The sequence below is a fragment of the Staphylococcus sp. Z5-21 genome (genome assembly GCF_056529615.1).
Genome location: NZ_CP096462.1, coordinates 999,731 through 1,011,995, shown reverse-complemented (window position 1 = coordinate 1,011,995; position 12,265 = coordinate 999,731). Strand labels below are relative to the sequence as shown.

The following is a 12,265-nucleotide window of genomic DNA, read 5'->3' as shown; positions in this document are numbered from 1 at the left end:
TGTATTATAATTTTTAGATGCATATGACATAATTATTTGTAATTCGTGATAGTCAAAATTTATGTCGTACTATCTCTGTGTGTAGTCATGTACAAATGTAGTCACACGTTTTAATGTTTCGGGCTTCACCTCTGGAAATACGCCATGACCTAAATTGAAAATATGTTTGCCATGCGCTATCCCTTGGTCTAATATTGCTTTCAGCCTTTCTTCTATTACATCCCATGGTGCCAATAATAGAGATGGATCTAAATTCCCTTGCAATGTCTTATCAATGTTCCTTGAACTAGCTTCTTTAATTGATAGTCTCCAATCCAATCCCAATACATCTATAGGTAATGTGTTCCATTCATCTGCTAAATGGCTAGCACCAACTCCAAATAGAATAACAGGTACATTATACTTCTCCTTAATACCGCTTATCAATTTATTCATCGCAGGTTTAATATAATAGCGATAATCTTGAACGTTCAATGCACCCACCCAAGAATCGAATACTTGGATAATTTGTGCACCTGCCTCTATTTGTGCAGAAGTATAAGTTATAGACATTTCAACTAAGTGATCCATTAATGCAAACCATGTCGCTTCATCACTATACATCATTGCTTTTGTAAAGTTATAGTTCTTAGAAGGACCACCTTCAATCATATAACTTGCAAGTGTAAATGGCGCACCAGTAAATCCAATCAATGGCACATTCAACTTTTCTTCAGTTAATAATTTAATCGTATCTAACACATAAGGTACATCTCTCTTTGGATCAATGTGTCCTAATTTTTCAACATCCTGTATCGTTTTAATTGGATTATGAATCACTGGACCTATGCCAGATTTAATTTCTACATCCACACCTATTGGCTGTAGAGGTGTCATGATATCTTTATAAAGTACCGCTGCATCTGTATTATAGTTATCTACAGGCAGATGTGTTACATACGCACACAGTTCTGGTTGGTGTGTAATTTCAAATAATGAATACTTTTCTTTTAATCTTCTATATTCTGGCTGAGACCTGCCAGCTTGACGCATAAACCAAACTGGTGTGTGCGAAACCGACTCGCCTTTTATCATATTTAGGATCGTATTGTTTTTATTATGCACCTTTTAATCCTCCTAGATTATAATCATTCTTGTCTATAATACCATATTGCTTAATTACGCGTATTTTATTGTTCTAAAATGTCATAAAAAAGACAAACAGTCTCATTTTAACAGCTTAATTATTTGACTATTGTTTTATAATAAAAATCAATTATAATGTTATCAAAGCCTATTTTATATTTATTTGAAAAAGTAGATATTTTTATAGTAAAGTGAAATAGTTATTTATACTTTCATATACCAAGCAAGGGGGACAATCTTATGAAAATTTATGCATCTTATGGAACGTTTGGTTACTTAAACCAGATTAGGCTAAATAATCCTGACCATAACTTATTACAATTTTCAGCGTCTGATTCTTCAGTCATTCTTGAAGAAACTGACCAAACTTCTGTATTAAAACAACCTTTAGTCTATGATGTACTTAAAGCTGAGGGAGATTTAAATGAAAATTATTTTTATTCGGTCATATTTGTACCTACATCAGAAGATCATGCTTATCAACTAGAAAAAAGATTAGAAAATATTACTGCTGACTTTAAACAATTTGCGGGTTATCGAAGCTATCGTTTCCTAAAACCTGATCAAGGTTTAACTTATAAGATTTACTTTGGCTTTGAAAGTAGAACGGCTTATGAAGACTTTAAAGCATCATCTATTTTCAAAGATAATTTTGATAAATTAGCATTAAGTCAATTCTTTGGTTCTAGTGGCCAACATTCTAGTTATTTCGAAAGATATTTATTCCCTATCGATGATAATTGATTTAATGTAATGAACTTAAAAACACTGTTTATGTCAAAGCAAATGACATAAACAGTGTTTTTTTAATCTCGCAATAACGTTTCTTGATATTTTAATTTTTTAATTACATTTCTAATTGTTAACCAACCCACTATTAAGAATAATAAGCCAAAATAACTGTATAATGGGAAAGATATCGCATATACGATAATAAATAAAATGCCTATCATAAACATTAATCTATATAAAAATTGTTCATAACCTTTAATCACTTTTGATTCTGGTGTTGGCCAAACTTGTGGCCATAAACCATATGCCTGTTGTGTATAAAATTGTGCCATTTGAAGCAAGATAATATACATAAACAAACTTCCTATGATCAAAGTGATTACGGGTTGATGCAACCAAAACATAAGAATGAGCGCAATAATAACTAACCTTAATATTATATTAAAAACATCTTTCCCTCTTGCGAAGCTCCTAACGAATAAATATAAATACATATAATTCTCATTGAATTTCTTAAACTTAGGAGTTCGTAAAATAGGATCCAAATAACTTCGTCGAACCGCTGTTTCTTTAAGGTGTTTGACATCTGTAAACATATTTACAAATTTATAGTAATTCATATGATGTTGTTGCTCTGACTTAATCATTCTTTCCCAAGGAAACAATTGATGCTTATTTTGATATTGAAGTAGTAGTGTTAAGCCTATAATAATTAATATCGAAGTGATACTTGCAAATGATTTGGCATCTAATGTCACATAATAGCCTGATGCAAGTACAATAAAAAGTAATGTATGCAATGACCAACTTTCCAATTTATACGTGTACCATTGCCATTTTAATAATAAGCCTACAAATGGCATGATTAACATTAATAATGCAAATAATATATAAAAGCCAAATGTCTGGTCATTAATCACATAAAACAATGGAAATAATACAATCATAATAACAACTTGTAAGCCAATACGTGAAACATAGCTATAAATCAAACTTTGCTTAATATAGTGATTCATATTGCTTTCGAATGGCAATAAAAATAATTTATCTGCATCTTTAAGCAACGTACGTAATGGAAACATTGACGTTATTGAAACGAATATACTAACAATAAGTGAATAATTAATATGTTTCGGTATTGATTTAAGCCAATCACCGTAGCCTAATATAAATGCACCTAACATAATAACTAAAAACAAAGAAAAATGACCATTAAAAATAAATTTATTATAATATTGTTTTTCTTTACTTATTTCACGTTTTCTAGTTTTAAATAATTGTTCTGCATCTCGTTTCATGAATTTTGGCCACCTTGCGTGACATGGATATAGATTTCATCTAATGTCTTACCTTTTAGCCCTGTTTGAGCACGCAACTCTTCCAAGTTTCCAAAAGCAACTATTTCTCCTTCATCCATGATTAAAAATCTATCACAATAACGCTCTGCAGTTGCTAGTATATGTGTACTCATCAGCACTGTACGACCTTCTTGCTTTTTTTCCACCATCAAATCTAACATAGATTGAATACCTAACGGATCTAAACCAAGAAATGGTTCATCGATAATATATAGTTCAGGATTAACTATAAATGCGCATATAATCATCACTTTTTGTTTCATACCTTTAGAAAAGTGACTTGGAAAAATATTTAATTCATCTTCTAAACGAAACGTTTTTAATAATGGACGCGCACGTTCCATAGCAACTTCTCTGCTAATATTATATGCCATTGCTGTCATATAAATATGTTCTTGTAAAGTTAGTTCTTCATAAATAACTGGTGATTCTGGTATATACGATAACTTTCTTCTATATGTTTCAACATCTTGCTTTATATTTATATCAGAAATAGACAAGTTACCTTCCATAGGTGTTAACAATCCAAGCATATGCTTAATCGTTGTACTCTTACCTGCCCCATTTAATCCTATAAGTCCCACAATTTCACCTTGTGTTAATTCAAAATTTATATTTTTAATTACAGGTCGTTTTCCATAACCACCTGTTAAATGTTCTACTTTTACTGTCATATAGCACCTCCACAAAATATATTGTATCAAAAATCTTTAATTAGTCATAAATTTACTGCAAAAACTGACGTAAATAATACAGTAATGCTATAATAGGCAATAACAATCTTACAAGGAGTGAAGATTTTATGTCAGAAACAATCTTTAGTAAAATTATAGATGGTGAAATACCAAGTCATAAAGTATATGAAGATGAATATGTCTATGCATTTTTAGATATATCACAAGTTACCAAGGGTCATACACTTTTAATCCCTAAAAAAGCATCTGCTAATATTTTTGAAACTGACAGTGAAACAATGAAACATATTGGTGTCGCACTGCCAAAAGTTGCTAACGCTATTAAAACAGCTTTTAACCCAGATGGACTCAATATTATACAGAATAATGGTGAATTTGCCGATCAATCTGTCTTTCATCTTCATTTCCATTTACTACCAAGATATGAAAATGATGTCGATGGTTTTGGCTATAAATGGGAAACACACGAAGAAAGTATCGACGATGAACAAAAGGCTGAAATTGCACAAGAAATAGCCGCTCAATTCGATTAATCATGCTTACCTTATTACATATGGGGTATATAAAAAATATTAACGGATGAGATACTACTAGAAATGAGGAGAATTTTTATGAAAACAGCTCAAATATTATTAGGCCTAGGCGCTGGCGTTGCAACTGGCCTCGGTGTAGCTTTAATGAATCGTGATAAAAAAGATTCTAGCCTAAATACTGCACGTGCTAAAAAACCAACTGGTGCTGAATCAGAAGTAGATAGAGAAATAAACACAATTAAGCAAAGTGTGAATGACATAGCCAACTATATTTCACAAATCAAAACTGAAAGTACTGAATTCGGTAGTTCTATCGGTGACGAAGTAAAAACGATGATTGGTGATTTCAAATCTGATATCAATCCAAATATTGAGAATTTGCAATCACATATTGAAAACCTTCAAAACCGTGGTGAAGAAATTTCAAAAGCATTTGATAAAGATGAAAAATAACCACTAATTAAAGTATCAATTATTGAACTGTTATCTAACATTTAAACTAATGCTAGATAACAGTTTTTTAATTGAAAATACTTTTATGCATGCTATAAACTTACCTACTCAAATGATGGAATATATCTTGACGTTTCACATATTAAGATAGATAATACATAAGCATATATCATATGACTTTAGTTTAAGAGGAGTGAATAAACAATGTATCTCTGTACAAGACAAATCGATATCAATGCTCGATTTGGATTACCAAGGATTGCATTTCTAAGTTTAGTTACAACCATTATTACATTTCTCCTTGCTTATGAAATACTCTATTTTTTTTCTAACACAAAACTAACTGATCAATATTTTTTAATCTTTTTACTACTCGTGGTTATTTTGTACCCTATCCACAAAGCCATTCACCTCATATTTTTTATTCCATATTATAAATCGTTTAAAAAATATAAATTGTTACGGCATAAAAAAATACCATTTTATAATACGTATGTGAACACACCAGTAAATAAGTATTATTTTTGTTTTGATTTAATAACACCAGTTATAATCATCACTGTAATTTGTGCTTATTTCAGTACACTGTTTCCACAATACGGTCATTATCTGATGTTTTTAATTGCTTTAAATATGGGTTATTCAGTTATGGATTTTCTATATTTAAAAATCATTTTATTTTCAAATGAAGGTGATTATATAGAAGAACATCAAACAGGTATTAATATATTAAATAAAGTTAATACGCATTATGAGAAAAAAGTATAGTCTTGTTTCATAATGATTTACTTGTATGCATAGATAAACATTACAGAGGTGAACATAAGTAATCTAACAATAGGTTACGATGTCACCTCTTTTTTGATTAAGTTATATCAAAAGTCACAAAACACTAATACTATAGTCGTAGAAATTATGTTTCTAATTGGTGAATAATCAATAATATGTTATATTTACGTTGTTATTCTTACAAAAGGAGTTTCCAACTATGAAAACATTTAAAAAAGTTTTACTTCCTGTTACAGCTAGTGCATTGTTATTAGGCGCATGTGGTAACAGTGCAACAGATTCAAAAGAAGATACAATTATTTCTTCAAAAGCTGGCGACGTTAAAGTCGAAGATGTTATGAACAAGATGGGTGATGAGCAAATTGCTAATACATCATTCTCAATCATGTTAAACAAATTGCTTGCTGATAAATATAAAGACGATGTAAATACAAAAGATATTGATAAAGAAGTTGAAAAAGAACAAAAACAATATGGTGGCAAAGATCAATTTGAAAGTATGTTAAAACAACAAAAAATGTCTATAGGCGATTATAAAGAACAGAAAAAATTACAAGCTTATCAAAAAGAACTACTTAATGATAAAGTGAGTATGTCTGACAAAGAAATTAAAGAAAATACCAAAAAAGGCTCTCACATTCTAATTAAAGTTAAAGAAAATAAAGATGATAAAGAAGGCTTATCTGATAAAGAAGCTAAAGCAAAAGCTGAAAAAATCCAAAAAGAAGTTGAAAAACACCCAGATAAATTTGGAGAAATTGCTAAAAAAGAATCAATGGATAAAGCCTCTGCTAAAAAAGATGGTAGCTTAGGTTATGTCGTCAAAGGTCAAATGGAAGACAAATTTGAAAAAGCATTATTCAAACTTAAAGAAGGTAAAGTATCTGACGTAGTTAAAACAGATTACGGTTACCATATTATCAAAGCAGATAAAGAAAATGACTTTGATAAAGAAAAAGGCAAATTAAAAGCACAATTAATTCAAACTAAAATTCAAAAAGATCCTAAGCTTTTAACTGACGCTTATAAAGAATTATTAGATGAATATAAAGTTGATTATAAAGATAGAGATATTAAAAAAGCGATTGAAGACTCAATATTAGATCCAGAAAAAATCAAACAACAGCAGCAACAACAACAGCAACAACAATCTATGCAACAAAGTGGTGCTGGCATGTCAACTGGACAATAATTTCATAAATGAATCAAGTGGTATAGAAACCTATTCAATTAGATTTCTATACCACTTTTTTCGAAAATGAAAAAGGTTCGAGAACATCCACAAATGTCTCGAACCTTTTAATATTATATATCCAACCTAAAAGACCTTCATTATTAATCTAGCGATTTAGGATTGTAAAATTGTCTACCATCTAATCCAAAAATACGTTCTGTAAATTGACCTTTATCAGTTTTCTTATAAGCTTTTTCAAACATATTCATTTTCGCATCTATATTATCAATGAAGAATAATATTTCTGCCTCTTTCATATGAGGTAATTTCGGCGAACCAAATTCCATTTTACCATGATGCGCTAAAATCATGTGGCGTAGCAATAACACTTCTTCACCTTCAAGATTCAGCTCTCTTGCCGCTTCTGCGACTTCATCACTAGCAATTGAAATATGCCCTAATAAATTACCTTCGACAGTATAGGAAGTAGCTACTGGACCACTTAATTCTCTAACTTTGCCTAAATCATGCAAAATAATTGCGCTATATAACAAACTGCGATTTAACAATGGATAAATATCACAAATTGATTTTGCAACACGTAGCATTGTTAACACATGATAGCTTAAACCACTCGCAAAATTATGATGATGTGTACTAGCTGCTGGAAAAGTAAAAAACGCTTCTTGATGCTTACGTATCAAATGTCTCGTAATACGTTGTAACGTTGCATTTTCAATGTCCAACATATAATGCGATATTTCCTCTTGAATTTCATCTGGAGTAAGCGGCGCCCCATCAACAAAATCTTGCGTTTTCATATTATCATCTGGTGTAGCTAATTTTATCTTGTTTATCTTCATTTGCTTACGACCACGATAATTAATTACATCACCAGTAACATGTACGATTTTCTCAGGTTCTAATATTTTCATATCTTCTTTACTCACAGTCCACAATTTGGCTTCTATATCGCCACTTTTATCTTGTAAGTATAGTGTCATATAGTCCTTACCTTGAGCAGTAACACCTTGTGTCGCTTTATGGATTAAGAAAAAATGATCTACTGAATCACCTGGATTTAATTTTTCTACATTTCTCATTATTTACCGCCTTCCTGAATTTTATCTAAAGTAATAATTTGTTTTGAAGGCACACTATTATCTTTCACACATGTAAAGTATAGGATTTGATAACTGTTAGGCATTTGTCTCAAATAATTCATCATGATTTCTTTTCTTTGCTTATCAAAATGAACAAACGCATCGTCTATGATAATTGGGAACGGATAATATGGCTTTAATGTTTTAATTAAACTTAAACGCAATGCAATGTATAAGATTTCTTTTGTTGATTGGCTTAATTCAACGGGTTCATACATTTGACCATTAACTTGTTTAACCATTAAATTATCATTTGCATACGTAACTTGAACATAATGACCATTTGTTAAATGCGTAAAGATATCTGTTGCTTCATTTATCACTTGTGGTAAACGTTTATCTTTAATTTGTTTAATATGTCCTTCTACCAATGCTTGTAAATAACTTAAACTTGCCCAATCTTTCGCTTCAGCATTCACTTTATTTTTCAATATGTGGAATCTATGTCTTAAATCAGCTAAAGTCTTATCTGTTTCCATATCTGTGATTTTGGCATTTAAGTCACTTACTTCAGATTGCATTTCTAAATACTGATCATTATAATCATCAACTTGACGTGCTAATACTTCATCTTCGTTAGTAAGTTGTGCAGATGTTTTCTCACTTAAACTTGAACTTGTATCATAATTATAATTTTGATTTTCCAGATATTTTGATAAGTCATTAAATCTCGACATATTTTGATGATAATTTTGATATTGAACATGATGTTGATAATATGATTCTTCATCGTTAACATTAACAAAATTGAATAATTGGTCAATCACACGGCTATTTTCATTTAATCTACTATTCAGTTGTGAAACTTCACTTTCAATTAATTTGATTTGTTCATCATTACGTGTCCATTTTTCCAAATTACTTGTTTCTTCTTTAAGCCATTGTCTTATATCGTGAAATAGCGATAATTCATTAAAATACGTAAATTGGTTTTTAGTTACTTCTTGCGCATGTTCGTAAAAATCATTTAATTGTTGTTTTAAGGCTTGTACCTGTGTTTGCAAATCATCGATATGCTTTTCATGTGTTTTAATTTTATTCATTGTTCCAATACTATCTACGATTAATTCATCTGACATTTTATCAGATAAATATAAATCAGCTTTCACTTTATCAATGTTTTGTTGCGCATTTTGATATTGTTCCTTTGCCTGAGTTAAAGTATTGGTTAAGTATTCAGCCTTCTTATCTATTGCTTCTTTTGTTTTGATTGTTGTTTGTAGCTGTTCTCGTACTCTGTACTGATCATCCAAGTCGAAGTCAAGATCATAGTTATCTTCAAGTTGTGTTACTTGCTGTTGCAAATCTTCAATTTCTTTAGAGAAAGATTCACTATGTCCGACCTCTTTCGTTTTAACAAAGAATATACCGACAATAAATACGACTGATAGAATAGCAAAGATAATCCCGAAAATGATATTCGCAGATACAAATGAGAAGACTGTCAGTCCAATGCCAATAATAGCCAATATAATTAAACTTATTCGCATTAAATTTTGTTTCTTCTCATTCTCTCTTTGCTCTTTATCAAATGTTTCTTTCATTTTTTGATAAAGATTGTTTTTCTCTTGAAGCTCAAACACTTGTCTATTATATTGTTTTTTCTTTTCAAAGTTCTCTTCTGGAACAATATCTGCTTCAAGCGCATTCATTTCTGCGTGATTTGTATCATTATCAATTTTATTTTCTTCAATATTACGTTCGAGTTGTTGGATATAAGCCATTTGTTCTTGTTTATCTTTTATTTGATTACTGACATGACTCTTCATAGCTTCTGAACCATCGACTTCATGATGAACAGTTTGCCATCCAATGTTTGACTTCAAGCCTTCTTTTTCACGTTCTTTATCTTGTATTTCTTTATCTAACGCCTTAACTTCATATTCTTTTTGTTTTATTTCATTTTCTTGTTGATGTAAATGATTAAATGCATCAATGTCACTTTGCCTTGGTACTGTTATTTTTTCATTTTCGGCTTTAAGATGTGCTAACCGTTCTGTTCTTAAACTGATATCACGCTTTAAATTTTGAGTTTGTAACTTTGCCGATTCATAACGATCTATACCTTGTTCTGGAAAAACAACAGGCTCTATATTCAATTGGGTTTCCAATTGTTTCCACTCTTGAGTCTGTTCAAGTAAAGCGAGTTCTTTTTGTTTACGTTCATGCATTTTAGATAGCTGTGCTAAATTTTGTTTTAAATTATTAAGTCGTCTTTCTGCTTTATCTTTATCATCTACTAATCGCTTATAAGAAGTTAATTTTGCTTCTTCTTCACGAATTTGGCCTTCTAATTCTTTCAGTTGTTCTATTTGTTGATTGATAATTGGATTGCGACCATTTTTTTTATAAAGTTCTTCCTTTTTAGTATTTAATACCTCACGCATAGTCGTAAATTCAGTAGAGCCTAAAGCACCAGCATGTAAAAGATAATTTTGTAATTGTGTTTCATCCATATTTTTATGAATATCTTGCAACCCTAAAACATCGAATGAAAAAATCCCTTGATACGTACGTTTCGAGATAAAATTAAGTTCTTTTTTTAACCAACTTTCATCTTTAATGCTACCATTAGGCAAATAAACTTTCACATCACCAGTCGCACTGCCTTTAATACGTTCTACTTCGACGAGCGAGCCGTCATCTTGAATTAATGTTAATTTACCACCGTATTGATTACCTAATCTTGGTTCTAAACGTGGTTCGTTCTCTTTTTTTGTAGGAAATCCAAAGAGAATTGAATGAATAAATGCTTGTATTGTAGATTTACCCGTTTCGTTTTCACCATAAATCTGAGTAAATGATTCGTCAAATTCAATTTTTCTTTCAATAAATCTACCGTATCCATAAATCTCTAATGATTTGATTTTCATATTATTCACCCCTCATATCTGACTTCAATAATTCTTCAGCATGTTCAATTAATGCTCTTCTATCGAAATCACTATAATTTTCTAGATATTTAGACGCTTTGGGATTTAAATACAAATCATTCATAGCACCGTCATAAACAGTTGTATCATCTATTAATTCAGGCGAGAATTCTTTAACTAATGTATTTTGATCTTCATATTTGTTTTTAATTGAGAGTTGTTCTACAAATACAAAATCATGCTCATTTTCTTCAAAATCACTTATCATTTCATGTACTTGCAAAATATCTTGTTCAGATATCAATTGATCTGAATTTACAACAACATTCAGTTGATAGATGGCTTTTCCATTTTTTCTCACTTGTGATTTAAAAGATTGAATGTCATCAAAAAGACCTTGCTTCGATGTTTTATCCGATTCTATAGTTGCTTTTTCAAATCTTATAAATTGAGTAGGAACAAATTGCGCGTTGAGTTTTAAATCGTCCCCTTCAACTAACAAGCATCCTTTTTCACCCAGCTCTTTAAAATGTCTGCCTTGAATGTTACCAGGATAATGAATTTGTGGCATATCACTCAGTTGTTGACGCTCATGAATGTGGCCTAAAGCCCAATAGTGATATAACTTATTATTTAAGTCTTCTAGTCTGAATTCAGTATATCGATCATTGGTATTTGATTTGCTATATGTACCATGCAAGATACCAATATGTATGCCTTTTTGACCTTGACTTGAAGGATATGCATCTAATTTATTTTCATAACTTGCATCATTTTGATAACTAAAACCATGCAAATAAATCTCTTCGCCATTTTTAGTGATTGTTTGATAAGTTTCAACATTTTCAGAGAAAACGGAAACATTATCTGGCCATACTGTGCCAATACTTGCTGATAATGGATCATGATTCCCGTGACATAAATAAACAAATATTTGTTCTCTCTTTAATCGTTCAAACTGTTCCTTTAAGAATACCTCTGCACGTAGCGTGCGGTTATGTTGATCAAATAAATCACCAGAAATAATCATAAAATCTATTTCTTCATTTAATGCTAAATCTACTATTTTTTTAAAACTTTCGTAAGCACTTTTTTGCATATCATCAAAAATAGACTGACTAAGATAACTTCTAGATTTAAAAGGACTATCTAAGTGTAAGTCAGCGCAATGAATAAATTTCACCATACAGTATAGTTCTCCTTTATTGAAAGGTTTATTTGTACTTATGCACATACCACAATTAATTAACATCTAAGTTATTTCTGTCACTTGTTAAATTGTATGCATAACAATCCTTTTACCTCTATATTTTACCATATTGTTTATTCACCAGTCGATAAAACTAAGCGAGCAATCACTTTGTTTCTCT

The 12,265-nt window shown here is 30.6% G+C and carries 11 protein-coding genes; 5 read left to right on the top strand and 6 right to left on the bottom strand.

Annotation, left to right across the window (positions count from 1 at the left end; translation table 11 throughout):
• Positions 1–69 precede the first annotated feature (69 nt).
• Entirely contained in the window at positions 70–1,104 is a 1,035-nt protein-coding gene (hemE, locus tag M1D64_RS05040) for a uroporphyrinogen decarboxylase (protein WP_037538155.1), read from the bottom strand.
• 261 nt (positions 1,105–1,365) lie between these two features.
• Here hemE and M1D64_RS05035 point away from each other — a divergent pair, with 261 nt between their 5' ends.
• Complete coding sequence (locus M1D64_RS05035; protein WP_002482899.1) at positions 1,366–1,869, top strand: antibiotic biosynthesis monooxygenase; 504 nt, start codon at positions 1,366–1,368, stop codon at positions 1,867–1,869.
• Between the two features lie 62 nt (positions 1,870–1,931).
• On the opposite strand, the gene ecsB is transcribed toward M1D64_RS05035, so the two are convergent.
• Both ecsB and ecsA read right to left on the bottom strand, forming a co-directional pair.
• Positions 1,932–3,155, bottom strand: a complete 1,224-nt coding sequence (gene ecsB, locus M1D64_RS05030; RefSeq protein ID WP_041080112.1) for an ABC transporter permease EcsB — start codon at positions 3,153–3,155, stop codon at positions 1,932–1,934.
• Positions 3,152–3,889 (bottom strand): ABC transporter ATP-binding protein EcsA, encoded by a 738-nt coding sequence (ecsA, locus tag M1D64_RS05025; RefSeq protein WP_002482897.1) that lies wholly within the window; start codon positions 3,887–3,889, stop codon positions 3,152–3,154. The genes ecsB and ecsA overlap by 4 nt, the downstream gene beginning before the upstream one ends.
• Positions 3,890–4,017: 128 nt before the next feature.
• Between ecsA and M1D64_RS05020 the strand changes: the two genes are divergently transcribed.
• The 4 genes from M1D64_RS05020 to prsA all read left to right on the top strand — a co-directional run bounded on the left by M1D64_RS05020 (position 4,018) and on the right by prsA (position 6,877).
• On the top strand, positions 4,018–4,443 hold the full coding sequence (locus M1D64_RS05020; RefSeq protein WP_002482896.1) for an HIT family protein: 426 nt from the start codon (positions 4,018–4,020) through the stop codon (positions 4,441–4,443).
• A 78-nt stretch (positions 4,444–4,521) separates the two neighbouring features.
• Positions 4,522–4,896 (top strand): YtxH domain-containing protein, encoded by a 375-nt coding sequence (locus M1D64_RS05015; protein WP_002482895.1) that lies wholly within the window; start codon positions 4,522–4,524, stop codon positions 4,894–4,896.
• 204 nt (positions 4,897–5,100) lie between these two features.
• Positions 5,101–5,664: a DUF3267 domain-containing protein gene (locus M1D64_RS05010; RefSeq protein WP_002482894.1), complete on the top strand. Its 564-nt coding sequence runs from the start codon at positions 5,101–5,103 to the stop codon at positions 5,662–5,664.
• Positions 5,665–5,884: 220 nt separating this feature from the next.
• A complete protein-coding gene (prsA, locus tag M1D64_RS05005; protein ID WP_011302817.1) occupies positions 5,885–6,877 on the top strand; it encodes a peptidylprolyl isomerase PrsA in 993 nt (330 codons plus the stop codon).
• 143 nt (positions 6,878–7,020) lie between these two features.
• On the opposite strand, the gene yhaM is transcribed toward prsA, so the two are convergent.
• The 3 genes from yhaM to M1D64_RS04990 are packed head-to-tail and all read right to left on the bottom strand — an operon-like array spanning position 7,021 to position 12,081.
• Positions 7,021–7,962, bottom strand: a complete 942-nt coding sequence (gene yhaM / locus M1D64_RS05000) for a 3'-5' exoribonuclease YhaM (RefSeq protein ID WP_002482892.1) — start codon at positions 7,960–7,962, stop codon at positions 7,021–7,023.
• Positions 7,962–10,895: an ATP-binding protein gene (locus M1D64_RS04995; protein WP_129530957.1), complete on the bottom strand. Its 2,934-nt coding sequence runs from the start codon at positions 10,893–10,895 to the stop codon at positions 7,962–7,964. Before M1D64_RS04995 ends, yhaM begins: the two co-directional genes overlap by 1 nt.
• 1 nt (position 10,896) lies before the next feature.
• Positions 10,897–12,081: a metallophosphoesterase family protein gene (locus M1D64_RS04990; protein ID WP_041080114.1), complete on the bottom strand. Its 1,185-nt coding sequence runs from the start codon at positions 12,079–12,081 to the stop codon at positions 10,897–10,899.
• Positions 12,082–12,265: the final 184 nt, after the last annotated feature.